Consider the following 22,359-nt stretch of genomic DNA (forward strand, 5'->3'; position numbering starts at 1 on the left):
GCCAAGAACGGAGTCCGTGGCTGCTTACATATTAGCGCAGCACCCTGTTGCTCCCCGGGCCGGTTCCGGCCCTCTGCACGCAAACCAGTCCTGCCGCGAGGGACAGCATTAGTTCAGGAGTTAAGCAGTTGACAAGCACGCGTGTTGCCCAGCCGGAGGTGAAGACAAAGGTGTTGAGTAAGCTGCCTTTTCGCACTGGGACCGCGGCATCAGCAGTTTGGCAGGGATTTGCCGGTTCTGTGATGTTGCTGTTGGGCTCACTGGGTGTTGGATGGCTCGCCAGCAGTTCTGTCCTGATCCGCAATCCACTCTTTATTGTGGCCAGAACCACGCCGGTGGCCGTCATTGTCGCCACGGTTTTGTTGTGCCTTGGTGCTGCTTTGATGCTGCGTGGTTGGCTGCGGTTGCGCCAACACTTGGTGTCGTGGGATGAATCTTCTGCTCCGGTCTTGAAGAAGGCCCTGATTTTGTGGGTTGCGCCCATGATGTTCGCGCTGCCGCTCTTCAGCCGGGACTCCTACGCCTATATTGGCCAGGGCCGCCTCATGCAGCAGGGGCTGAATCCTTATACCGACGGCATTTCCGCCTTGAACAACTATTTTTCGCTCGGTCCGGACACCCTGTGGACCGAAGCGCCCACACCCTATGGACCCTTGTGGCTCTGGTTGGAGCACTTCGCGGTTCTCCTGCCGGCCAGCAGCCCCGAGATCGCGCTGATTCCCTTCCGGCTGGCGTGCCTGGCTGGTGTGGTGTTGCTGGCCATCTACATCCCCAAGCTGGCCGCCCGCCACGGTTTCAACCCACACCGGGCCTTGTGGCTGGTGGTTTTGAACCCCGTTGTGCTGATTAACTTTGTTGCCAGCGTCCACAATGATTCGCTCATGCTGGGCCTTGTGGTGGCCGGTCTCTACTACGCCTCATCGAAGCGGGCCATCCTGGGGATCTTGCTCGTGACGGCTTCGATCGCCATTAAACCCATCACCTTGATCGCCTTGCCCTTTGTTGGATTGCTGTGGGCGGGGTCCCAAGCGGGTTGGGTCCGCAAATTTGGGATCTGGGCGGCAACCCTGGGCATCTCTACGGCCGTCATGGGCATCATGGGCGCCATCAATGGTCTGGGCTTTGGCTGGTTGGCGGCCCTGCAGACACCCGGTACGGTGTGGATCTGGTACGCGCCGATTGGCCTGTTCTCGAATATTGTTGGCTTCGTAGTCACACTGTTGGGCGGGGGCGGTGCCTCCGTGACGGATGTGATCCAGGGGATCGGCCAGGTGGCTTCGATTCTTATCGTCATGGTTCTGGCATTTTGGAAGATCAACCTGCCGTCCAGCGCATCCGCAGACGCAGGTTTGACGGCAAATGCCGGGTCAGCCTTCACCAACCCGGAAGCACATGGCGAATCGCAGCGGTACAGCCAGGCAGTGCTGCGGCGCATGACATGGGCTTTTGCAGCAGTTGTTCTCATGGCGCCGATGATTCAGCCCTGGTACATGTTGTGGCTTGTGGCCTTCTTCGCAGTCACAGGGGTAAAGGAGGGATGGCAGCTGCGGACAGTGCTCTATCTGACGGCGTTCTTTACGCTGATTGCACTAACGGATCAGCTCAGCGTATTCCCTTGGATTCCGGTCGTCCTGGTTCGGTCCGTAGCCATTGGCGTTGGCGTCCTGAGCATTTTGTATGTCATGTTCTGGGACAAAAAAACGCGAGGACTCTTTGTCCCCAGCCGCGAACCTGCCCGTTCCACAACCGCCTGAATCAGAGGTGTTTGAGGGCCTCGCGACGGGACAGCGGGCTGAGCTGGGCGGCATGTTCTTGAACATAGGAGCGCACCCACTCGGGATCGGTTTTGCCATGTTGGCGCAGAGCCCAGCCGATCGCTTTGCGGATGAAAAACTCCTTGTCATCCAGGTTCGGGCCAATCACCCCGCTGAGCAGGTTCAGATCCGTGGCTGCCTTGGCCGGCAATTGAGCAATGATCGAGGCCCGGCGGAACCAAAAGTTCTCATGGACGCTCCACTGCCGCAAGAGCGGATCCATGGTGTCCCGATGCATTTGGAGCAGTTCGCACAGGCGAGGCGCCACCGAATCCACGAAATCCCACCACTGACCGGTCCCAATAACGACGCCGTAAAACGGCAAGAGCCCCATCTCGCCTTTGCCGAGGCGTGAGTCAGTGAGCATGATGGCCGCGTACCGTTCCTCCCGAAACTGTGCAGCGGTCCACAGCGCCATGACGGTTGCATGCAGCTCCTCGACGTTGGCGAAGGGGTGCTCCTTGGCAAGGGCTCTGACAGTTTTGCGGACCGCGGGGGAGGGGACCCCCAGATACGGCATGGAAGATTTCATGTAGAGCGCCATCCCCTCGGCTTTCTCAGTGAGGGACACCTGATCCAAGGCGGGACGAAGGGCTTGCAGAAACGCGGCGTTGGTCAGGCCCGTCGGGACGTATTCGAGGAGAAGGTCCGTGTCTGATGGCGTCATGCCACCAGCGTAGCGCCCCGGCGGCTACCATCTTGTTGGTATGGAGCAAAGTGCGTTGATGCCAGCCGTGGAGCTAGTTGCGGCGTTGCGATCTGCCGGATGTGTCTTTGCGGAAGAGGAAGCCGCGATTCTGTTGGAAGCAGCCGGCACCGCTGGCATCCTCACCGACATGCTGGCCCTGCGAACCCACGGACACCCTTTGGAACACATCGTGGGGTGGGCACAATTTTACGGGTTAAGAATCGCCGTGGCACCGGGAGTCTTTGTGCCCCGGCTGCGCAGCGAGTTCCTCGTGAGTGAGGCCTTGGACGCGTTGCTGCGGATGCCGTCGAATAACGCTGGCCTGCGGATTCTTGATCTTTGCTGCGGGAGCGGGGCTATCGGTGCAGCCCTAACCCACCGCCTGACCCACCGAGGTCACAAGGTGGAACTCCACGCTGCGGACATTGACCCTGTTGCGCTCGAATGTGCCGCCCGGAATATTGGACCGTTCCACGGCACGGTCCACAGCGGGGACTTGTTCGCAGCTCTGCCCCATGAATTGGGATCCAGCTTTCACATCATTGTGGCAAATGCCCCCTATGTACCAACCTCGGCCATCGATTTCATGCCGCAGGAGGCAAGGGTCTACGAGCCTGAAGCTGCCTTGGATGGGGGAATCGACGGTCTCGCCGTGCAACGAAGAATCGCACTGGAGGCCCCCGCATGGCTTCGCCCAGATGGGCTGCTGTTAATCGAAAGCAGTGTCCGGCAGGCCCCCAAAAGCGCAGCCATCATGGGCTCACATGGATTTTCAACGAGTATTGCTACCAACCATGATGTGGACGGCACAGTTGTCACAGGACGAATGCAGTGAGCCGAGAGCCCTTTCGCATCCGGAGCTGATGGGCCAAGATTAGTAGACAAGCCGTCATACATGGTGGGTCCTAAAGGAACGAGCACATGATGAATCCTCGTTTTGGCCAAGGTGCAGTGGTGGTGGGCTTGCTGCCCGAGCAAGATCCCGCAGTGTTGAAATGTGCCGTTGACTTGGCTGTGGCCACCGGCGCGGAGCTCGTGGGGGCATATGTTGACCCGGGCAGTTATCTTATTGAGTGGGATCCCGACGGCAACGTTTTAGGGAAATCCCTGGACAGGGCCCTGGATCCCGACGACGAGGCGGCGCTGGCTGTCTTGGAACTTGGGCCGCTACTGACCGCGGCAACGGAAAAGCACAACGTCACCGCGAGCATCCGCGTTCTCGGTGGCGAGACAGCGCTGGCGCTTGGGCGGTTGGCGGAGGCCGTCAATGCCTCGGTTATTGTGGTGGGCGCCCGGCGACCGGGATTGCTGGCCGGCGTCAATGAAGTCCTGGCCGGATCCGTGGTGCGCAAGCTTTTGGCAACCCAGCACATTCCAGTCCTTGCCATACCGCGCGTGGACGCCCACCCGCCGCTACACGGCTGAAGCCTAGTTTTTCTTGGCCACGAGTTCCGCTAGCTGAGCCAGGCCCTTTTCAAAATCGCCACCTACCATCTTGTCCATGTTCATGAAGAGCATGAAGACGCGGCTCAGGCCCTTGTTTTCTCCCGTCATGGTCCACGTGACACGCGTGCCATCGCCCACCGGTTCAAAGGTGAACGTTGTGGGGTTAACGGCCTTCATGGGCTTGGTGAACTCCAGGCGCAGGTGAATCCGTGAGGGTTCAACGGCCTCGAGGATTTCCATGGTTCCAGCCCCGGCCTTGCCATTTCCCTTCCACGAATAGGTTGCGCCAACGCCTTCAACCGGGCCCGAGTAGCTGCGCTGCATGGACGGATCGAGGCCTTCCCATGGTGACCAATTGATCCACTCACGGAAACCGACAACGTGAGCGTAGATTTCAGCTGCTGGGGCCGGGATGACTGAGCTGCGGGAGACGGTAAATGTTGACATAGTCACAGCATAGGCCCCGGCGCCGACATTCGTCAGTGCCCTCGTGACGCGCCGCGTTAGCTGGCGTCTTCGGGCCCTTCGGCAGGATCTTGGGTGTGCATCCGAATCTCCGGCATCTCCTTGCCGTCGGTTCCTTCCGCAGCAGTCTCTGCATGCTCCCGGGATGTTCCCTCACCCGAGAGAGCCGTTCCGTCGCTAGTGTTTGTGGCTGGTGTGCTGCTCATGGCCCTGCCTTCTTTCCTGCCGCCGGGCTCCTGTTGGCCGTGCGGCCTTTCTCTCATTGTGGCCCTTTGGGGCGGCTTTGTCATCGGCATAAAGTGCCCGCGAGATTGGCTGCTTGGTGGTGCGTCCTCGCCGCGCGAGGTACACACTGGAAGCATGCTCAATCCCGTGGCCTGGTGGCGCCAACAACTCCGAGGCACCTTTAGCAACAATTCGCCCACCGTTCCGCAATGGGAGCTGGACCTGGAAATGGGCGACGACGCCGGCTACTTCGGCCCCGATTCGGCGGCTTGGGCTGTGCATGGCTCAATGACGACACTCGTGGCAGGTATCCAGGCCCTGCTCATTCAGGCGCTTCACCCGGGCGCGCTCGCGGGTGTCCATGACCATTCCAACTACCGGACCGATCCGTTGGGCAGGCTGGCCGGCACCATCCAGTGGATCTTTACGGTCACCTATGGAGACACCGTTGCGGCGATCAAGGCCTCGGCCAGAGTTCAGCGCCTCCACGGTTACGTCAGAGGAAACTACACCACCAACGCGGGGGAGCAGCGCCCCTACACAGCCAACGATCCCGATCTGCTCCGGTGGATACACCTGGCGTTCACGCAGGCATTTCTGGCCACACATCAGGCCTATGGTGGAGCCATCCCTGGCGGACCCGACGCCTATGTGGCCGACTGGGCTGTGGCCGGCGCCCTCATGCAGGTGAAAGATCCACCCACAACAGTTCGCGAGCTCCAAACCCAACTCGCCACGTTCAACGGCGAGCTGCGCTGTGATGAACGCGCCGCTGAAGCCATCGCATTCATTCGCCACCCGCCATTGCCACGCTCACAGCGAGCAGGGTACAGAATCCTCTTTGCCGCCGCCGTTGCGGCCCTGCCACCGCTATATCGCGAGCTTATGGACCTCCACGTCCCGGGGCTGGGCCCGGTGCCGCTCCCGGTGAAGATTCCCACCCAGGTCGTCTTCGCCGTGGTGCGTGCGAGCCTGGAATCTCCGGGCCCCAGTGAAACCGCTGCGCGGGCCCGTCGCACACGGCTGGGTGTGCAGGACGCTCCCAGAAAACGCCGCTAGGGTTGGCAGTGGCCTTTTGGCCCAGCAACGCCCGCCCACCATCCAAGGACTGTACCCAGCCCATGTCGCCACGCACTTTCTACCGTACGATCGCCACGGCCGAGGCCGTCACCTGGACACTGCTGATCGCAGCAATGATCCTCAAATATGGTGTGAAGGTTGGCGATTGGCCGGTCTCCATTGCCGGGTTTGCGCACGGTTTGGTGTTCATCGCCTACGTGGTCACCGCGATTTTGGTGGGCCTGAACCAGCGGTGGCCGAAGGGACTGATCGTGGTTGCCGCGGCCACCTCCGTCATTCCCTATCTGACCATTCCTTTCACCAAATGGCTGGAAAACAAGGGAAGGCTCGACGGCGCATGGCGCACCACCGTGAGCGACCACCCCGGGGACGGCAAGTGGGCGGATGTGGCATTGCGGGCGATGATTGGCAGGCCGGTTCTGCTCGGCGTAACCTTCGTGGTGGTTGTTGGCGGGGTCATGGCCACCATGCTTTTTGTTGGCCCTCCCGGCGGCCGTGCGTAACTAGCCGCGTTTACTCGTTGGCAGCGTAGGGATTGATGGATCGTTCTGGGAACGGTGTAAACCACGCAGAGACGTCCACTGTGGCCATGCCCAGCTGTGCGGCCTGGTAGAGCAGCTCGTGGTCCAGATCATCAAACAGAGTTTTGTTGGCAAGGGCCCGCCAGTGTTCCGGCAAATCCAAGGCAGGGAGCATCTCGGCCAGGATGTCCACACTGTCAAGGGCTAGCTTGAGCGAGAGCTCTTGGGCAAGACACGACGGTGAGCTAAACGATGTTGCCAGGGCCGTACCCAAATCCAGTGTCACCACGAGGAATCGCTGGGCAAAGAGTGGCCCGTAGTGGCTTTGGTACAGCGGCGGAAGGGCGCCAAGTTGGAGCGCCTCATCGAGGGCTCCCGGTGAGGTGCGAAGTGCCTGAACGTCATCGAAGAGTTGATCGATAAGGTACTCGTACGCCCAGTGGATGGCACCGCGAAGATTCGTGGCCTGCCGCAACGACTGAGCCCGGACATCGGGGTTGAGCTCCACGGTGGAGTAGCCCAGGCGTTCCAGATCCAGACCCGGAAGTTTTTCGGCGGCAGCAAAAATTGTGTGGAGCCAATCGTCTTCACTCTCGGGCTCCTCGTCACCAAGAACGTCGCCAAACTCTGCGTCAAACTCTCCGTCGACGTCGTCTTCCAGATCATCCTGGGCAAGCCATGCATCTGGTTCCCCTGACGCGCCATCGATCCACATACTGGCTCCGAGCGCCGTGACTCCGGGCACCGCACCGAGCACGTCGTCAGGCTCCACCAGCATCATGAGGGCCGATTCGGGACTCTCCGCGGCCTGGGCGAGCAGCTCAACAAGGGCATGCGAATCACCGTCCGACTGTTCGCGTGCCCACTTCCGGGCGTGGGCCTGAACAGCGTCCGGGTGATCAAATTCCAGATCAATTTCAAGGTGCAGCTTTGCTGTCCGCGGAATATCCATGTCCGGTAGCTTACCGTGGAGCCGGGGCGGGAGCCTGAGCCGCTCCCGTGAGCAATAGCTCCAATCCAAAGGTGAAGGCGGCATCGGTGTCGGCCAGATCGGCAGGGGCCTGAATGACGCCGGCCCGGATCAGGCCGCTGCGGGTTTGTTCCGCGGTGACGCTGCCCAAGATGAAGTGCACCAGCGATCGGGCAGCCCAGCCGGCGTTGCTCCCTTGGAGGCCTGCTGCCTCAAAACCGTGGCCAAGGCGGCGCAACGCTGTGAGCGATTCCGGGTCAATGGCGTAGGCCAGCGCAACCACCTCGGCGCCGTCGCGCACTTTCAGAAGTGCCTGGCGGATGGCCTGCGAATGCCGGCGGAGAGGTGCGAACGCGTCGGCACCTTTGGCTGCATCCAGAGGACCGGAATCTGCCGGTACCAGAATCAGGACCGACAGGACGCCGAGCAACTCTTGCTTGTTTTTCACATGCCAGTACAAGGCCCCGGGCTGCACCCCCAAGTCGCGTGCGAGCCGCCGCATGGACAGGTCTTCCAGCCCATAATCCCGCAGGATTTCAAAGGCGGTCTCGATGACCTGGTCACGCGTCAGTGGCATGTGCTGCATTCCTTTGTCGAGGTGGCGCCGGGGATACGTGGCCGCCACCATCCATTTTGCCCCATGCTTGCGGCAGCGGCCGCGCACGCCGTCGCTTGAGCGGAGGGCATTTGACAGAACGACCGCCGGTTTTGATACTTGAACAGTGTTCAATAATTTCCAAGCTCTCGCCGACCGGCAGTTGTCCGGCGCCACCTTGACCCGCCAAGACGCCCTGGCTGTCCTGAATTCCACCGACGAACAAATGCTTGATGTGGTGGCCGCCGCCGCGCGCTTGCGTCGTGCGCACTTTGCCAACACGGTGAAGGTGAACTACCTGGTCAACCTCAAGTCAGGGCTGTGCCCGGAGGACTGCACCTACTGTTCCCAGCGCTTGGGGTCGGCCGCGCAGATCCTCAAATACACCTGGATTAAACCGGAAGAAGCCCTGGAGCAAGCGGCAACAGGCATCGCCGCGGGAGCAAGCCGGGTGTGTCTCGTGGCGAGTGGCAAGGGCCCCACGGACCGTGATGTTGAGCGCGTTGCTGGCATGGTGGAGGGCCTGAAGGACCAGCATCCGCAGGTGGAGGTTTGTGCCTGCCTTGGCATTCTGAAGGATGGTCAGGCGGAAAAGCTCAAGGCCTGTGGGGTGGACGCATACAACCACAACCTGAACACGAGCGAAGAAATGTACAAAGAAATCTGCTCCACGCATGAATTCGCCGACCGGGTCCGGACCGTTGAACATGCCAAGAGCGCCGGACTGTCTCCGTGCTCGGGACTGATTGTGGGCATGGGTGAGAGCGACGATGACCTCATCGATGCCATCTTCGCCCTGCGAGACCTGGGCAGCGACTCCATCCCTGTCAACTTCCTCATGCCATTTGAAGGCACCCCGCTGGAAGGCACCTGGCTATTGACCCCTGCTCGATGCCTGCGCATCCTCGCTACTGTTCGCTTCGCCTGCCCCGAGGTGGAAATCCGCATGGCCGGTGGGCGGGAAATGCACCTGAGGACGCTCCAGCCCTTGGCCCTCAACATCGCCAACTCGCTGTTCCTGGGTGATTACCTCACCAGCGAGGGACAGCCCGGCGAGGCCGATCTGGCGATGATTGCCGACGCCGGTTTCACGGTTCTCGGCAGCAGCCCTGTCCCCGACACTCCTTCCACCCACGACGGCGATCCCCAGGCTGGTGCCCAGCCCACCATCCGGCGCCGAGGTGCCGGGACGGAATTCGCCGCCAATGCTTAGTGCCCCCGCCGTCGAACATGGTGGCCGGAACGCCGCAGGAACAACACACCGTTCCTTGGCAGAGCGGGACCGTGGTTTGCTGTGGCACCCCTATGCTTCCCTTGATGGGCCCGCGCCCTACGCAGTCCTGGGGGCGGCCGGGACCAAACTCGACCTTGAGGCTCCTGGTGGCCAGAGGTTCGAGGTGATTGACGCCATGAGTTCTTGGTGGTCGGCCGTCCACGGGTACCGCAATGAGGCACTGGACGCGGCACTTCTGGAGCAGGCTGGATCGTTTTCACATGTCATGTTTGGCGGGTTGACTCACGCACCGGCGGTTATTCTGGCCGAAAAGTTGATAGACATGGCCCCGAGCGGCCTGGAGCATGTGTTTTTCGCCGATTCGGGTTCAGTTTCGGTGGAAGTGGCGTTGAAATTGGCCGTGCAGTACCAGCGAGCGGCTGGGTATTCGCGCCGGGCCCGCTTCCTGGCGCTCTCGGGCGGGTATCACGGTGACACGTTTGCCGCGATGAGCGTATGTGATCCCGTGGATGGCATGCACTCCGAGTTTCCGGGTCTTGTGGCTCCGCAGCTGTTTTTGCCGAGGCCGCCGAAAGCCCGTTTGATCAAGGGGGAACTTCGCTCGGATCCACTGGAAGTGGCCCAATGGGTGGGCGTATTGGAAGAGATGGTCCTCACCCACCTGGATGAACTGGCAGCCATTGTTCTTGAACCCGTGCTCCAGGGCGCCGGGGGCATGCACATCTATGCGCCGGAGTGTGTCCGGGCTGCCCGTCGTGTGGCCAGTGAACACGGCCTTTTGCTGATCGTGGACGAGATTGCCACGGGTTTCGGCCGTACTGGCAGACTTTTTGCCTCCGAATGGTCGGCCGTCACGCCGGACATCATGTGCGTGGGCAAGGCACTTACCGGCGGTTATCTGACGCTTGCGGCCATGCTGTGCTCACGAGAGGTGGCGGCCGTCATCACGGCATCGCCTCTGCGAGCGCTCCTCCATGGGCCAACGTTCATGGCCAACCCCTTGGCGTGTGCCGTTGCAGTGGCGTCGTTGACGTTGCTGGACTCTGAACCCTGGCAACGGCAGGTTGGCGCTCTTGAAGCAGGGCTCACCGCGGCGTTGGCGCCCGCGGCCGCGCTTTCGCAGGTTCGCGACGTTCGGGTGCTGGGTGGCGTCGGCGTGATCCAGCTGAACGTGCCGGCGGATGTCACGGCACTGACCCGGGTGGCTGTGGAACATGGGGTATGGGTCCGTCCTTTCCGTGACCTTGTTTACACCATGCCTCCGTACATAAGTTCGGCCGAGGATATTGCCGCCATCGGCGCCGGCCTGTGCGCAGCCGTGGCCGCGGTACATGGTCAATGAGACACACAGTTGCTGAGTCCCCAACGGCAAACACCGGCGCCATGGATGCCTGGCTGCAGAGCCGAGCCAATGTCCGCGAGCGCCGTGGCCTGACGCGGAGGGCAGGTGCCTCCGGTTGCGAAGATGCTGGCACCATGCTGGATTTGGCGAGCAACGACTATTTGGGCCTGTCTCGGGATTCCCGTCTTACGGCGGCCGCCGTAGCCGCTGTTGAGCAGTTCGGATCAGGAGCCCGTGCGTCCCGGGTGGTGACTGGGACACTGCCGGCCCATGAGTTCTTGGAAGAGAAGCTGTGTACGCTCACGGGTGCTGCGTCAGCGCTGGTGTTTTCCTCCGGGTATCTGGCAAATCTTGGCATCCTTGGGTCCTTGGGAGGCCCGGGTACGCTCCTCATCCTCGATGCGCACGTGCATGCTTCGCTGTTGGACGCGGCCCGGCTTTCGCGCTCACCCGTTGTCACGGTTTCACATAGCGATCTGGAGGACGTGGAGAGGGCGCTGAAATCCAGGAGTCAGCCCCGGGCAGTGGTGGTGGTGGAATCCCTGTATTCGGTGCTGGGGGACAGTGCAAACCTCATGGAGCTGGCGGCCTTGTGCGCCATGTATGACGCGTGGCTGCTGGTCGACGAGGCTCATGGGATCGGCGTGGCGGGTTCTGGGCGCGGTGCGGTACACGCCGCCGGGCTTGCGGGGGCCCCACACGTGGTCGTGACGGCGACACTGTCCAAGGCTCTTGGTGCGCAGGGTGGCGCTGTCCTCGGGTCCGCTGCATTGCGGGATCACTTGGTCAACACGGCACGCCCCTTCATCTTTGACACGGCCTTGGCCCCTGCGTCCGCCGCAGCGGCGGCAAGAGCGGCACAAATCATCGCCGCAGAGCCTGAACTTGCCACGAGACTTCAGGACAACGCAGCAACCCTGGCTGATCTGTGTGGGATCGGGCGCTCGCAGGGCGCCGTGCAATCCATACCCATGGCAACAGCTGACGATGCCGTGGCCGCAGCCGCCCGGTTGCGTGCCGCCGGAGTCCTGGTGGGATGCTTCAGGCCGCCCAGCGTGCCCGACGGCGTATCCCGCCTGCGCCTGACGGCCCGGGCCGATCTCACACACGGACAGATGGTCCACGCTGCGCGGCTGATCCGTGCAGTTCTGCAGGAACAGCCTGCGCGGAATCTTGAACACGGCGGCATGAGCCGGAATGGGAACAACATATGAACTACCTCGTTGTAGGAGAGCCTGACACCGTCAAGGAGGTTATGCGACGCACGGATGATTTTGCGCCGAGCAATGCCCTGACCTCAGTGGTGCCGCTGGCTCCGGCCACCTTGCGCATTCTGAGCAAAGCCAAGTTTGCCTTACCCCCGGTGTTGGCCTCGGCCACGGGGGAGCGGCACCGGATGGTGCGCAAGATGGTGGCGGGCTTCTTCACCCCGGCCAAGGTGGCAGCAGTGGCCCCGCGCGTGCAAGAGCTGACACGCCACCGAATCGCGGAGACTGCCGTCGCACTGGACGCCGGCCCCGTGGACCTGTCCCTTTCACTGGCTCGCCACGTGCCACCGGTCATCATGGCCGAACTTACGGCGCAGGAAAACCCGCCCTTGGACACGCTCAAGGTGTGGAGCAGGGACTCCTTGGAGTTGTTCTGGGGATGGCCAGGGCCTGGACGCCAGCTCGAACTTGCTCTCAGCGCCGCCGAGTTTTATGGCTGGCTACGTGCGGAGGTGGAGGCAAGTCGTGGCCGGGACTCCCTGTTCGGAGTGCTGCTGGCGGCGGGCCTGTCCACAGCGGAGGTATGTTCACTGGGTTACTTCCTTGTCATTGCCGGACAAGAAACCACCTCACAGCTGATCAACACTGCGTTGTATAGGGGGCTCGGGCGTGGCACCCATGGATGGGCCGAACTTGCTGACCCGAAGCGTGCCGCCGAGCACGTGCGCGGCGTCCTGGCCGAGGAATCATCGGTACACACATGGCGCCGCGCCGCCCTCCACGACACCGAACTCCGGGGAGTGACGCTGCCGGCCGGTGCCGAGATTCTCCTGGAACTTTCCGGTCGTCATGCACCCGACTCCCCGCCTGCCGCCTACTCGCTCGCTTTCGGGTACGGACTGCACCGCTGCCTCGGTGCCAAACTTGCCGAGCTTGAAACCCAACTCGTAGTCCAGGAAACAGCGGCCGCCCTGCCCCATCTTGAACGCACAGGCCCCGAACCTGAATGGTTGCGTCTGCTGTCCTTCCAAACTCCGCAATCGGTCATGGCCGCAAGGCTGCCACAGTGAAACGCGGAAAGGCAAGTGTCGCCGGGGCAGAGCTTCCCGGCGTCGTACTCATCACCGGCACGGACACCGACGTAGGCAAGACAGTGGCGACGGCGGCACTTGCCGCGGCACTGCAGGCACAAGGCGCTTGCGTGGCCGTCTACAAACCCGTTCAAACCGGTGTGTCCCCGGGCGATGGCGGGGACATGGGTGAGGTTCGGCGCTTGGCCGGAACTGACGAATGCCTCGAAGGGATTCGACTGACGCTGCCCATGGCCCCCGTCGCCGCGGCCGTGCGTGAGGCCAAAGTGCTGCCAGCACTTGAGGTCCATGCGGCTGCGATAGCAGACCTGGCCGACAAGTATGATCACGTCCTGGTAGAGGGAGCCGGCGGACTTCTGGTGGCGCTGGACGGAGACGGGAACACCATCGCCGAATTGGCCAGAGCCCTGGAAGATGGCCCGGCGAGCCCATGTGCCGTGGTTGTGGTGTGCCGCAGCGGACTCGGCACCCTCAATCACACCCTGCTGACTCTGGAGGCGCTCGCGGTTCGTGGTTTGAACACCACTGGGCTGGTGGTGGGCGCCTGGCCCCGGGACCCCAGCGCGATTGAGCTGGACAATAGAGTATTCCTCGAGCAACTTCCCACCCCACTGTTGGGATGCCTGCCCGAGAAAGCATCGGCGCTCTCCGGGGAACAATTCCGTGCGGCGGCCCCTGAATGGTTGCGTGGGCGCGGATGAAAGCCGTCTCCACTCGAGGCAAGAAGGGCACCAACAGTTAGATGGGCTGCGGACCTTCGTAATGGTCCAAATGGACAATTTTTCAGGCCGGTGAAGAAATAATTGAAATTACTATCGAATCAACTGGATTTATCACCGGTTTGTGATGTAGTTTATCTATTAGTCCCCGACAAACCGTCCGGGACGTCCGCGTGCAATCGAAGGGAGGCCATGATGTTTACAACTATCAAGTCCGGAGTAATCGGATCTGTTCATGCCTTGCCCGGCACGCCTGTCAATCGCCGTCACAGCTAACACTGTCACCGCGTAGGGCCGCCGCCGCAAGGCTGTCCAGACTAGGTCACGTCTACGTGACCATCTCCCGACCCGTCAATCCTGGTCATTCGCTGCACCCCCTGGTAAGCACCCTTGTCCTTTCCGCGCCTCTGGCGTGGTTGACATGTGTTGCTTTTCTTGCCGCGAAAGGCCAGCGCCTGACTGCCGGACTCCAAGCACAAAACAAACCGCGCTTTTTTGTGCTCTCATAATGCCGTTTTAAATTCATTTCGATTATGAAAGAAGGGCCTTATTTGTCGCGCCATAAAATGTCCAACAATTCACCACAATTATTGAAGGGAGGTGCCAGCATGAACCCCAAGTCATTTAGATCATCCGTCAAGCGGATATTCTTCACCCCCGTGGATCAGGAAAAGTTCAACCAGCTTCGCGAACGTCAGTACCGCGAAATCATCCGGGTTGACCTGTTCAACATCCGGTAAGTTTCCTGCCGTTCACCTTGTGCCAGCGACGGCACGCCACTGAAAGGAGGGAGCGAGATGACCATTACACATTTCGAAATCCTCATTCCCCATGCCGGTTCGGTGCACATTGCACCGACCGGCCACCGTGAACAGCCCGTGCTGACCAGCACGGGCTGTTTCATTTAATGAATCAGTCAATTCTCAATAGTTGAAGCTACAAGTAAGTGGTGTATCTTTGGGGTATGACCAGCGTTGCGGCGTGTGGCCGCCAAAACGAAACCAACCTCAAGGAGAACCCATGAACACCACCCTGCGCGATGTACGCTCGCCCAACTGGAGCACCGTTGATGCTCCTGACGTGGTGGTGCTTTTCCTTCACGGCTTCGGGTCCAACGAACACGAGCTGGCGTCCCTTGCTCCTGCCCTGGGGCTCAACCTTCCGTGGGCATCGCTGCGCGCCCCACTTGAGCTGGGCAACGGGGGAGCGGCGTGGTTTCACATTACGACGCCGGGCGCCCCGGATTCGGCACCCGTTGAACAGGCGAGCGAGGCAATCTGGGCCTGGATCGAGAAAAACGTGGATCCCGGAACGCGCATCGTTCCCATTGGCTTCTCGCAGGGCGGGCTCATGGCAAGCCAATTGTTGCGCACCAAGCCGGAGCGAGTAGTGGCACCGGTTGTCCTTGGCGGATTCGTGCTGGGCGCACCGCAACCCGGTGACAATACCCTGAGCGAACACCGCCCGGCACTTTTCTGGGGACGAGGCGCCGAGGACGGGGTCATCGCGCCGGCAGCCATTGCCCGCAGCAGCGACTTCCTGCCACGGCACACCACGCTCAATGAACGGATTTACCCCGGGCTGGGGCATGGCATCAACGCCGCCGAGCTCAGCGACGTGCGCCGTTTCCTGACACTTGAGATTGGCGCTCACGTGGCAGCCGCGGCATGAACACCGACTCGCCCTTTGAGATCGGAATCTTCACCTTCGGTGAGCTGACCCGTGACGAGCACGGCCATCCCATGGAGGCCATGGCTCGCACCCATGACATTCTCGAGTGGGCCCGCGTCGCCGATGAGTCCGGGCTGGACGTTTTTGGTGTGGGCGAACACCACCGCGAAGACTTCGCCGTCTCCTCGCCCGCGGTGGTACTCGCCGCCGCCGCTGCACAAACCAAGAACATCCGCCTCACCAGCACCGTGACGGTACTTTCCAGTGCCGATCCCGTTCGTGTATTTGAAGACTTTGCCACCTTGGATCTTGTCAGCGCAGGACGCGCAGAGTTGACCGCAGGCCGGGGCGCCTATCTGGAGTCCTTTCCGCTGTTCGGCCAAGAACTTCAGCGGTATGACGAATACTTCGAAGACAAGCTCGAGCTACTCCTGCGGATCCGTGAGGAAAACCCCGTCAACTGGAAAGGGACCACGCGCCCACCATTGAAAAATGCAGGGGTGTGGCCCCGACCTGTCCAGCATTCCCTGCCCATCTGGGCCGCCGTAGGGGGAACACCTGCCTCGGCTGAGCGGGCCGGGCGGCTGGGAATGCCGTTGTACCTGGCAATTTTGGGGGAGCCGGAACGATTTGGTCCCTTGGCGCAGTTATACCGCGTGGCCGCTCAAACCGCTGGCCGTGGCACAGGGAGAATCGGGGTCACCTCCCACTTCTATGTTGAGGAAACCTCGCAGGGAGCCAAAGACACCTTCTTCCCGCACTACTCGTCCTACATTGAGCAGAACATGCCCCGAGCTGGGCGGCTCGATCGGCCCAGCTTTGACGCCTGGGCTAGTCCGCGCGGAGCACTATTTGCGGGCAGCCCGGCCGAAATTGTAGACAAGATCCTGTGGGAACACGAAATTCTGGGCCACTCCCGATTCCTCGCGCAGGTGGGCCTGGGTGGCTTGTCTCAAACGGCAACCCTTCGCTCCATCGAACTGCTCGCCACGGAAGTTCTGCCAGCCGTTCGGGCCGCGCTGAAAAGCTAATGCCCGGTTCCTCAGCTGTCAGGTGCGCCGGTATGCGAATATTCTGGTCAAAACTGGCGGCGAAGGGATTGACCATGAATGTGCTCGAATTTGCCAACGCGGGCGAATGGGAGGCCTGGCTGGAAACTCACCACCTCCAGTTGGGCGAGGCCTGGTTGCGCATCGGGAAGCGGAACACCGAACGTGACCTGATCACCATCGTTGACGCCGGCGACGTCGGGTTGTGCTTTGGCTGGATTGACGGTCAGCGCAAGGCCTGCGATGCGGACTCCTTTCTGCAGCGCTATTCACGCAGACGAGCCGGGAGCGCATGGTCCCAGGTCAATGTGGAGAGGGCACAAACACTGGTGGCCGCCGGGCGAATGCATCCAGCTGGTTTGGAAGAGATTGCTCACGCGCAGCACGACGGGCGCTGGGAGAACGCCTATGAATCGCAGCGGACCGCCCAGATCCCGGTCGAATTGTTGGCCGTTCTGGCCGCCAATCCTCATGCACATGCTGCTTTTGAGGCCCTGGGCCGCTCGGAACGGTACCTTTTGATGCTCCCACTGCTCAAGGCTTACACGGCAGAGCGAAAGGCTGCGGCACTGACGCGCGTCATCGGCCGCCTCGCCCGGGAGTAACGGACTTACCGCGGGCAAGTTGCGTGCCCCATTTCAGGGGCTATACCGCCCTCAGCGTGATTCAGATCTTTCCAACTTGCTTCTTCCGGTAAGCGACGGCACAGTTGGCCCCGCCTTAAGGTGCTGTGAAAGCCTCGGCCCGTTCTGCCAGGTGAGGACGGCAACGGCTGCCAAGAGAGCCGCGACTGTGGCTGCGCCGAGCAGGTTGACGCCACCCCAACCAACGCTTTGCAAGAGCCACGCCGCTGCAAAGGACCCGGTGGCGGAGACGGCGGCGGTGGAGCCATCGGCGAAGCCTTGAAGCTTTGCGCCACGGCCTTGCGGGTAAGACCGCAGCAGCAGTGCCGAACCTGCCACGAAGAGGACATTCCAGCCGACGCCAACCAGCGTCAGTGTCGCGATCATGGCAGCGCCGGTGCTGAAAAACACGCCAAGGATGCAGCCAAGAGCCATGATGAATCCACCCGCTAGATTTGTTCTGAAGTTGCCACAGCGCTTCAGGAGCTGGGCGCTTAGTGCGGATGGGGCAAACATGCCGATGAGGTGCCACTGGATCATGGATGCACCCATGGCAGAAGAATGGCCGGCGTGATCGTTGGCGAGGGGGCCGGTGGCCATGACCAGCGTCATGACGAGCCCGGAGCCAGCCAGGACCAGGACGGCCTGTTGGAACTGCGGATTGCCAGCCCGCCTGTGGATAGCGATGGCCGGTTGCTTTGCCTCCTCGGTGTTGCCGGTGGCTGGTGGCATGGTTAGGGCCAGAACCAAGGCCACGACGCCGAGAGCGGCGATCAATAGGCATGAGCCAAGGTATGGCTGCAAGGCAGCGTGAGATGCGGCAACAGCGGCAAATGGTCCCAAAGCCGCGGCGGCAATTCCGCCGTACATGACCAGTGCCAGCGCCCGCTCGCGCGTGGCAGGCGGCGAATATTCCGAGGCCACAAATCTCAAGAATCCACCCACTGCACGGTAGCCGCCGGTCAATGCCGTTCCGAGGCAAAAGAGGGCAAAGGAGTGGGTTGCGACAGCAAAAGCGGACAGGAAGCCACCCGCGATCGCCGTGATGGCGCCGACCACCATGACAGGACGGTACCCAAACCTGGCTGCCGCATGGCCGGCCGTGAATGAACAAATGGTACCCACCACCACAATCAAACTCAGGGGCAAGGTCATCAAAACAGGCGAAGGTGCCAGTAACATTCCCACGAGTCCGGTCAGGGTCAGGTCAATGCTCACAATCATGTAGTAGCAAGCCTGAGCGGCAATAAGGCGGATGAGCAAGGCTCTGAAATGTACGGCGGACTGGGTCATGCTGCCACGATGCCATCGGGCGAAGGTACGCAACAGTGGCAAGATGGCCACTATGCGAAAGAATTCTGCCACAAGAGCAACTCCCCTCAAGGTCGCTGTCTTGGCTCTGCCTGAGGTTTTGACGCTGGACTTCGGCATTCCTGTCCAAGTCCTGGGGCGAAATACGCAGGGGAACTACAGTGTTCAAACCTGCTCACCGGGCGGATTGCCTGTCCGGGCCACTGGCGGGTTTTCCGTCCTGCCAGATCGGGGTCTTGAACTTCTTGATGAGGTTCACACCGTGATCATCCCCGGGTTCACCACCTCGCGGGAACAACTCCCGGCGGAAGTCCTGACTGCTCTGATTGCCGCACATAAGAGGGGAGTGCGCATGGTCTCCATCTGCACGGGTGCGTTTGCCTTGGCTCAGGCCGGGATTCTGGACGGGCTGCGGGCCACAACGCATTGGGAATCCACGGCAGATTTGGCCACGCTCTTCCCGGCCGTTGCGGTGGATGAAAATGTTCTGTTCGTGGACAATGGGCAGGTGCTCACCTCGGCCGGCGTTGCCGCCGGAATCGATCTGTGCCTGCACCTGGTGAGAAGCGACTTCGGAGCCGCACAAGGCAACCTGACGGCCAAGGGGATCGTGTCAGCGCCCCGCCGCGAAGGAACCCAATCACAATTCATTAGCCACAAACCGGTGAAATCCCCTGCAAGCCAGCCGGCCGATGTCAGCGCCGCCATGGAATGGGCCGTCAGACACATGCACCAGCCCATTACGCTCGGCCACATCGGTGCAGCAACGGCGCTCAGCGAGCGAACCTTGGCGCGCCGCTTTGAGCTGCATGCGGGAATTGCGCCCATGAAATGGCTTTCGGCTCAACGGGTGGAACGGGCCAAGGAACTCCTGGAAACTACGGGCGCGCCCATTGAAAGAATTGCCGCCTCGGTGGGGCTCGGATCAGGGGCCAATTTTCGCACCATTTTCAAGAAACACACCTCCCTGACACCCAGCCAATACCGGCATGCTTTTGGTACGCGTCACGCGCCCGGCTTGATAGATTAATGGCCATGATTTCCATTCAGCGCGACAACCCGAGCCTGGCCGATGTACAGCAGTTGCTAGATGATCACTTGGCGGACATGCGGGCAACTTCGCCCACCGAAAGCGTTCATGCCCTGGATCATGCGGCCCTGAGCCAGCCCGGCGCTACCTTTTGGACAGTTCGTGAGGATGGTGTGCTGCTCGGTTGTGGCGCCTTGAAGCAGCTCGATGCCGAGCAGGGCGAGATCAAATCCATGCGCACGGCGCCGGTGGCTCGCGGACGTGGCCTGGCCGCTTCCCTACTGGGGCACATCATGGCCGAAGCCCGGGGCCGCGGATACCGGCACCTGTATCTTGAGACCGGAAGTGACGCATTCTTCGCTCCGGCCAGGCGCCTGTACGCCAGGCACGGGTTCGCCGAATGCGAGCCCTTCGCTGACTACGTTCTGGATCCACACAGCGTCTTTATGGAATTAGAGCTCGACGCCGGTGACGGCAGCCGTGGAACCTCCGGCGGCCAAGAGGTGATTGGGGAGCCTGTTCCCGGGTGCGCGGCCCCGGATTTCCAGTAAGTCTCTGGCGTGTGCGTGCAGGCGCTTGTCCTCGTCGGTGACGGGAATCCAGGTGGGGACGGGAACCGAGTTTCCGGCGTCGTCCCGGGCCACCATGACGGTGAGACAGTAGGTGGTCAGGTTCATCTCGCCGCCTTTGGGATCTCCCGAACGGACGTGGACCGCAATGTGCATGCCTTTGGTCCCCGTGTAAACCAACCGTGCTTCCACCTCCACCACGTGACCGATCAGCAGTGGACGGTAGAAGCGGACACCGCCTGAGAATACGGCCACGGTGGCATTTCCGCAGTAGCGCGTTGCACACACATACGCGGCCTCGTCGATCCACTTCATGACGATCCCGCCATGAACCTTGCCGCCCCAGTTCACATCCGTGGGGGCGGCCAAGAATCGCAGGACAACGCGCTCAGCAGTCCCGGCATCGCTATATTCCTGGACCTTCATGGCGTCTACGATTTCTTCACGAACCTTGATCCGGGCCAGGGCATCATCACGCTGGTGAATCTCCTTGGCAGTGGCCGGCTCAAATGGAGCCACTTCCGTTGGTTTGCCGTCCGCGCCCACCGCGACGAAGATGACAATGCATTGACTGCGCATGGTGGGGACTCCGCCTCGGGGATCGCCCGAGGACACCACTGTGTGAATGTGCATCGAGGATCTGCCCGTGTAGACAACCGTGGCCTTGACCTCAACCATGTCGCCACTGTTGACGGGGTCCGCGAAGTGAATATTGCCCACATAAGCGGTCACACAATAGGACTTGGCCCAGCCGACGGCGGCCGCGTAGGCTGCCTTGTCCACCCATTCCAGCACGGTGCCGGCATCCACGGAGCCGCTATGGCCGACGTCGGTAGGAGCGGCAAGAAAACGAAGGGTCACCGAGTTGGTGGGAGTCTCACTCATTGCTCGATTCTATTTATCTCGGCGCCAGTCCTTGCGTTTGAGAGTCTCATCGGAGGACTCTCGCGTCACAATCCACGGCGTTCTGCCGCGCCAATGTGCCAAGTGGCGAATGTTGCCGCACAGTTAATCGTCCATTCATGACATCCGCAGACCTTGTTAAATTGGCCTTACTAATTTAACTGTCATGGATAATATTTCGCGTAGATCAATACTGTCCGCAGGCCTTGGCGCCGGCCTCGTCGCCGCAGTGCCCGGAGCCGCTTTTGCTACCTCCGTAGCTGAGGATTCCGGCCTTCGCACCGATCCGTTCATGCTGGGAATTGCCTCCGGCGAGCCGTGGCCGGATGGATTCGTACTCTGGACCCGACTGGCGGTGAACCCGGTGGCTGAAGACGGTCTGGGTGGCATGCCGTCGCGCAATGTCGCTGTTGCCTGGGAGGTGGCCGAAGACGCCACCATGCGCAAGGTGGTAGCCCGGGGCATGGAGCACGCGCGAATCGAAACCGCCCACTCGGTGCATGTGGAGTTGCGAGGTCTGCGGCCGGGACGTGAGTACTACTACCGATTCCGTACCGGCCGGCATGTCAGCCCCGTGGGCCGCACCATGACCGCCCCGGCCCTGCACGAGACACCGTCACAGTTGGCTATGGCCTTCGCCAGCTGTGCGCAGTACGAGCACGGCTACTTCACCGCCTATTCGCGACTGGCACAGGACCACCCGGACCTTGTGCTTCACCTGGGCGATTACCTCTACGAGTACAAGAAGGACAGCTATGTGATTGGCGGCGGCAACCCGCGCGACCACGAGGGTCCGGAAACTGTCAGCCTGGCTGGCTATCGCCAGCGTCACGCCCAATACAAGTCCGACGCCGATCTGCAGGCTGCGCACGCGGTGGCGCCGTGGCTGGTGGTGTGGGATGACCATGAGGTGGACAACAACTGGGCGGATGAGGTCCCGGAGAACAAGGACGCAGCCCAGCTCAACGACACCACTGAGCATTTCCGGCAGCGCCGGTCGGCGGCCTTCCAGGCGTACTACGAGAACATGCCGCTGCGACCCTCGTCCGTGCCGGCCGGGTTCGACATGAAGATCTACCGCACCATCCAGTGGGGCCAGTTGGCCAATTTCCACATGATGGATACCCGGCAGTACCGCGACGACCAGCTGGCCGGCGATGGGTGGCAGAAGAACGTGGCCGAGCGTTTGGCCGAGGACCGCACCATCACCGGTGACGAGCAGGAGAAGTGGCTGTTGGACGGCTTCAAGAACTCCACACAACGCTGGGACATCCTGGGCCAGCAGGTGTTCTTCGCGGAGCGGGACAGGAACAAGGCCCTCGAGATTGACGACGTCTCCATGGACGGTTGGGACGGCTATGCCGCCTCCCGCCGCCGCATCACCCAAGGCTGGGTGGATGCGAACGTTCGCAACGCCGTCGTTCTTACCGGCGACGTGCACCGCAACTGGGCGAACGATCTCAAGGTGGATTACAAGGATCCGGCTGCACCAGTGGTTGGCTCGGAACTGGTGTGCACCTCCATCACGTCCACGGGCAACGGAAGCGGTTCCACCACTGATTCGACCATGGCGTGGAACCCACACCTGAAGTTTTACAATGACAACCGCGGCTACGTGAACACCAAGATCACCAAGGACGCACTCACCGCAGACTACCGGACCCTTGACTACGTCACGACGCCCGGAGCTTCCGTCAGCACGAAGGCGTCCTTCGTCATCCAGGACGGAATTGGCGGGCTTCAAGCGAAGTAGAAGCTGCAATCGAGGCCGGAGGCGGCGGCGGTGGGGAGGGACTTCCGCCGTC

General features: G+C 61.4%; 24 protein-coding genes. 17 read left to right on the top strand and 7 right to left on the bottom strand.

Annotation, left to right across the window (positions count from 1 at the left end; translation table 11 throughout):
• Positions 1-128 precede the first annotated feature (128 nt).
• Positions 129-1,754: a polyprenol phosphomannose-dependent alpha 1,6 mannosyltransferase MptB gene (gene mptB / locus BLV41_RS02885; RefSeq protein ID WP_074710349.1), complete on the top strand. Its 1,626-nt coding sequence runs from the start codon at positions 129-131 to the stop codon at positions 1,752-1,754.
• 1 nt (position 1,755) lies between these two features.
• Here the strand turns inward: mptB and BLV41_RS02890 are convergent, their stop codons facing one another.
• The gene (locus BLV41_RS02890; RefSeq protein WP_083360573.1) at positions 1,756-2,481 is read right to left on the bottom strand and encodes a DNA alkylation repair protein; all 726 of its coding nucleotides are present in this window, start codon (positions 2,479-2,481) and stop codon (positions 1,756-1,758) included.
• Between the two features lie 58 nt (positions 2,482-2,539).
• Between BLV41_RS02890 and BLV41_RS02895 the strand changes: the two genes are divergently transcribed.
• Both BLV41_RS02895 and BLV41_RS02900 read left to right on the top strand, forming a co-directional pair.
• On the top strand, positions 2,540-3,337 hold the full coding sequence (locus tag BLV41_RS02895; RefSeq protein WP_044572390.1) for a putative protein N(5)-glutamine methyltransferase: 798 nt from the start codon (positions 2,540-2,542) through the stop codon (positions 3,335-3,337).
• 86 nt (positions 3,338-3,423) lie between these two features.
• Positions 3,424-3,927: a universal stress protein gene (locus tag BLV41_RS02900; protein ID WP_074710351.1), complete on the top strand. Its 504-nt coding sequence runs from the start codon at positions 3,424-3,426 to the stop codon at positions 3,925-3,927.
• 3 nt (positions 3,928-3,930) lie between these two features.
• On the opposite strand, the gene BLV41_RS02905 is transcribed toward BLV41_RS02900, so the two are convergent.
• Positions 3,931-4,395, bottom strand: a complete 465-nt coding sequence (locus tag BLV41_RS02905) for an SRPBCC family protein (protein ID WP_044572394.1) — start codon at positions 4,393-4,395, stop codon at positions 3,931-3,933.
• A gap of 56 nt (positions 4,396-4,451) precedes the next feature.
• Complete coding sequence (locus BLV41_RS21940) at positions 4,452-4,619, bottom strand: hypothetical protein (protein ID WP_157884093.1); 168 nt, start codon at positions 4,617-4,619, stop codon at positions 4,452-4,454.
• A gap of 154 nt (positions 4,620-4,773) precedes the next feature.
• On the opposite strand from BLV41_RS21940, the gene BLV41_RS02910 reads away from it, so the two are divergent.
• Together BLV41_RS02910 and BLV41_RS02915 are read left to right on the top strand one after the other, a co-directional pair.
• Positions 4,774-5,697, top strand: a complete 924-nt coding sequence (locus BLV41_RS02910; protein ID WP_044572396.1) for an oxygenase MpaB family protein — start codon at positions 4,774-4,776, stop codon at positions 5,695-5,697.
• 62 nt (positions 5,698-5,759) lie between these two features.
• Positions 5,760-6,221 carry a DUF3817 domain-containing protein gene (locus tag BLV41_RS02915; protein ID WP_044572398.1) on the top strand — a complete coding sequence of 154 codons (462 nt, stop codon included), beginning with the start codon at positions 5,760-5,762 and terminating at the stop codon, positions 6,219-6,221.
• A gap of 10 nt (positions 6,222-6,231) precedes the next feature.
• Here BLV41_RS02915 and BLV41_RS02920 read toward each other — a convergent pair whose 3' ends face one another.
• Positions 6,232-7,191, bottom strand: coding sequence for a hypothetical protein (locus BLV41_RS02920; RefSeq protein ID WP_074710353.1), 960 nt, complete (start codon positions 7,189-7,191; stop codon positions 6,232-6,234).
• 10 nt (positions 7,192-7,201) lie between these two features.
• The gene (locus BLV41_RS02925) at positions 7,202-7,786 is read right to left on the bottom strand and encodes a TetR/AcrR family transcriptional regulator C-terminal domain-containing protein (RefSeq protein WP_044572402.1); all 585 of its coding nucleotides are present in this window, start codon (positions 7,784-7,786) and stop codon (positions 7,202-7,204) included.
• A 145-nt stretch (positions 7,787-7,931) separates the two neighbouring features.
• On the opposite strand from BLV41_RS02925, the gene bioB reads away from it, so the two are divergent.
• The 9 genes from bioB to BLV41_RS02965 all read left to right on the top strand — a co-directional run bounded on the left by bioB (position 7,932) and on the right by BLV41_RS02965 (position 16,723).
• A complete protein-coding gene (bioB, locus tag BLV41_RS02930; protein ID WP_074710355.1) occupies positions 7,932-9,017 on the top strand; it encodes a biotin synthase BioB in 1,086 nt (361 codons plus the stop codon).
• Positions 9,010-10,380: an adenosylmethionine--8-amino-7-oxononanoate transaminase gene (locus BLV41_RS02935; protein WP_074710357.1), complete on the top strand. Its 1,371-nt coding sequence runs from the start codon at positions 9,010-9,012 to the stop codon at positions 10,378-10,380. The genes bioB and BLV41_RS02935 overlap by 8 nt, the downstream gene beginning before the upstream one ends.
• Positions 10,377-11,594 carry an 8-amino-7-oxononanoate synthase gene (locus BLV41_RS02940; RefSeq protein ID WP_074710359.1) on the top strand — a complete coding sequence of 406 codons (1,218 nt, stop codon included), beginning with the start codon at positions 10,377-10,379 and terminating at the stop codon, positions 11,592-11,594. Before BLV41_RS02935 ends, BLV41_RS02940 begins: the two co-directional genes overlap by 4 nt.
• Positions 11,591-12,658 (top strand): cytochrome P450, encoded by a 1,068-nt coding sequence (locus BLV41_RS02945; RefSeq protein ID WP_074710361.1) that lies wholly within the window; start codon positions 11,591-11,593, stop codon positions 12,656-12,658. Before BLV41_RS02940 ends, BLV41_RS02945 begins: the two co-directional genes overlap by 4 nt.
• Positions 12,655-13,380 (top strand): dethiobiotin synthase, encoded by a 726-nt coding sequence (bioD, locus tag BLV41_RS02950; protein WP_074710363.1) that lies wholly within the window; start codon positions 12,655-12,657, stop codon positions 13,378-13,380. Before BLV41_RS02945 ends, bioD begins: the two co-directional genes overlap by 4 nt.
• Before the next feature lie 626 nt (positions 13,381-14,006).
• The gene (locus tag BLV41_RS22740; protein ID WP_280138573.1) at positions 14,007-14,138 is read left to right on the top strand and encodes a hypothetical protein; all 132 of its coding nucleotides are present in this window, start codon (positions 14,007-14,009) and stop codon (positions 14,136-14,138) included.
• A 280-nt stretch (positions 14,139-14,418) separates the two neighbouring features.
• On the top strand, positions 14,419-15,069 hold the full coding sequence (locus BLV41_RS02955) for an alpha/beta hydrolase (protein WP_083360575.1): 651 nt from the start codon (positions 14,419-14,421) through the stop codon (positions 15,067-15,069).
• A complete protein-coding gene (locus BLV41_RS02960; RefSeq protein WP_074710365.1) occupies positions 15,066-16,100 on the top strand; it encodes an LLM class flavin-dependent oxidoreductase in 1,035 nt (344 codons plus the stop codon). The genes BLV41_RS02955 and BLV41_RS02960 overlap by 4 nt, the downstream gene beginning before the upstream one ends.
• Before the next feature lie 74 nt (positions 16,101-16,174).
• Entirely contained in the window at positions 16,175-16,723 is a 549-nt protein-coding gene (locus tag BLV41_RS02965; RefSeq protein WP_074710367.1) for a YdeI/OmpD-associated family protein, read from the top strand.
• Between the two features lie 51 nt (positions 16,724-16,774).
• Here the strand turns inward: BLV41_RS02965 and BLV41_RS02970 are convergent, their stop codons facing one another.
• On the bottom strand, positions 16,775-18,034 hold the full coding sequence (locus tag BLV41_RS02970; RefSeq protein WP_170835410.1) for an MFS transporter: 1,260 nt from the start codon (positions 18,032-18,034) through the stop codon (positions 16,775-16,777).
• 52 nt (positions 18,035-18,086) lie between these two features.
• Between BLV41_RS02970 and BLV41_RS21540 the strand changes: the two genes are divergently transcribed.
• Both BLV41_RS21540 and BLV41_RS02980 read left to right on the top strand, forming a co-directional pair.
• Positions 18,087-19,082, top strand: a complete 996-nt coding sequence (locus BLV41_RS21540; protein ID WP_074710371.1) for a GlxA family transcriptional regulator — start codon at positions 18,087-18,089, stop codon at positions 19,080-19,082.
• Positions 19,083-19,087: 5 nt separating this feature from the next.
• On the top strand, positions 19,088-19,633 hold the full coding sequence (locus tag BLV41_RS02980) for a GNAT family N-acetyltransferase (protein WP_083360903.1): 546 nt from the start codon (positions 19,088-19,090) through the stop codon (positions 19,631-19,633).
• Here the strand turns inward: BLV41_RS02980 and BLV41_RS02985 are convergent.
• Positions 19,535-20,536, bottom strand: coding sequence for an acyl-CoA thioesterase (locus BLV41_RS02985; RefSeq protein WP_074710373.1), 1,002 nt, complete (start codon positions 20,534-20,536; stop codon positions 19,535-19,537). The two genes, BLV41_RS02980 and BLV41_RS02985, sit on opposite strands and share 99 nt — an antisense overlap.
• Positions 20,537-20,720: 184 nt before the next feature.
• On the opposite strand from BLV41_RS02985, the gene BLV41_RS02990 reads away from it, so the two are divergent.
• The gene (locus BLV41_RS02990) at positions 20,721-22,307 is read left to right on the top strand and encodes an alkaline phosphatase D family protein (protein ID WP_074710375.1); all 1,587 of its coding nucleotides are present in this window, start codon (positions 20,721-20,723) and stop codon (positions 22,305-22,307) included.
• The last annotated feature ends 52 nt before the right edge of the window (positions 22,308-22,359 follow it).

Source organism: Arthrobacter alpinus (assembly GCF_900105965.1).
Classification (GTDB): Bacteria; Actinomycetota; Actinomycetes; order Actinomycetales; family Micrococcaceae; genus Specibacter; species Specibacter alpinus.

Excerpts from the sequence above, each read along its gene's own strand:
- BLV41_RS02970 (WP_170835410.1), bottom strand. The coding sequence starts at position 18,034 with ATGACCCAGTCCGCCGTACATTTCAGAGCCTTGCTCATCCGCCTTATT.
- BLV41_RS02990 (WP_074710375.1), top strand. The coding sequence starts at position 20,721 with ATGGATAATATTTCGCGTAGATCAATACTGTCCGCAGGCCTTGGCGCC.
- BLV41_RS02925 (WP_044572402.1), bottom strand. The coding sequence starts at position 7,786 with ATGCCACTGACGCGTGACCAGGTCATCGAGACCGCCTTTGAAATCCTG.
- BLV41_RS02910 (WP_044572396.1), top strand. The coding sequence starts at position 4,774 with ATGCTCAATCCCGTGGCCTGGTGGCGCCAACAACTCCGAGGCACCTTT.
- BLV41_RS02905 (WP_044572394.1), bottom strand. The coding sequence starts at position 4,395 with ATGTCAACATTTACCGTCTCCCGCAGCTCAGTCATCCCGGCCCCAGCA.
- BLV41_RS02980 (WP_083360903.1), top strand. The coding sequence starts at position 19,088 with ATGATTTCCATTCAGCGCGACAACCCGAGCCTGGCCGATGTACAGCAG.
- BLV41_RS02945 (WP_074710361.1), top strand. The coding sequence starts at position 11,591 with ATGAACTACCTCGTTGTAGGAGAGCCTGACACCGTCAAGGAGGTTATG.
- BLV41_RS02940 (WP_074710359.1), top strand. The coding sequence starts at position 10,377 with ATGAGACACACAGTTGCTGAGTCCCCAACGGCAAACACCGGCGCCATG.
- BLV41_RS22740 (WP_280138573.1), top strand. The coding sequence starts at position 14,007 with ATGAACCCCAAGTCATTTAGATCATCCGTCAAGCGGATATTCTTCACC.
- BLV41_RS21940 (WP_157884093.1), bottom strand. The coding sequence starts at position 4,619 with ATGAGCAGCACACCAGCCACAAACACTAGCGACGGAACGGCTCTCTCG.
- BLV41_RS02985 (WP_074710373.1), bottom strand. The coding sequence starts at position 20,536 with ATGAGTGAGACTCCCACCAACTCGGTGACCCTTCGTTTTCTTGCCGCT.
- BLV41_RS02960 (WP_074710365.1), top strand. The coding sequence starts at position 15,066 with ATGAACACCGACTCGCCCTTTGAGATCGGAATCTTCACCTTCGGTGAG.
- BLV41_RS21540 (WP_074710371.1), top strand. The coding sequence starts at position 18,087 with ATGCGAAAGAATTCTGCCACAAGAGCAACTCCCCTCAAGGTCGCTGTC.
- BLV41_RS02920 (WP_074710353.1), bottom strand. The coding sequence starts at position 7,191 with ATGGATATTCCGCGGACAGCAAAGCTGCACCTTGAAATTGATCTGGAA.
- BLV41_RS02955 (WP_083360575.1), top strand. The coding sequence starts at position 14,419 with ATGAACACCACCCTGCGCGATGTACGCTCGCCCAACTGGAGCACCGTT.
- BLV41_RS02895 (WP_044572390.1), top strand. The coding sequence starts at position 2,540 with ATGCCAGCCGTGGAGCTAGTTGCGGCGTTGCGATCTGCCGGATGTGTC.
- BLV41_RS02935 (WP_074710357.1), top strand. The coding sequence starts at position 9,010 with ATGCTTAGTGCCCCCGCCGTCGAACATGGTGGCCGGAACGCCGCAGGA.
- BLV41_RS02900 (WP_074710351.1), top strand. The coding sequence starts at position 3,424 with ATGATGAATCCTCGTTTTGGCCAAGGTGCAGTGGTGGTGGGCTTGCTG.
- BLV41_RS02965 (WP_074710367.1), top strand. The coding sequence starts at position 16,175 with ATGAATGTGCTCGAATTTGCCAACGCGGGCGAATGGGAGGCCTGGCTG.
- BLV41_RS02915 (WP_044572398.1), top strand. The coding sequence starts at position 5,760 with ATGTCGCCACGCACTTTCTACCGTACGATCGCCACGGCCGAGGCCGTC.
- BLV41_RS02890 (WP_083360573.1), bottom strand. The coding sequence starts at position 2,481 with ATGACGCCATCAGACACGGACCTTCTCCTCGAATACGTCCCGACGGGC.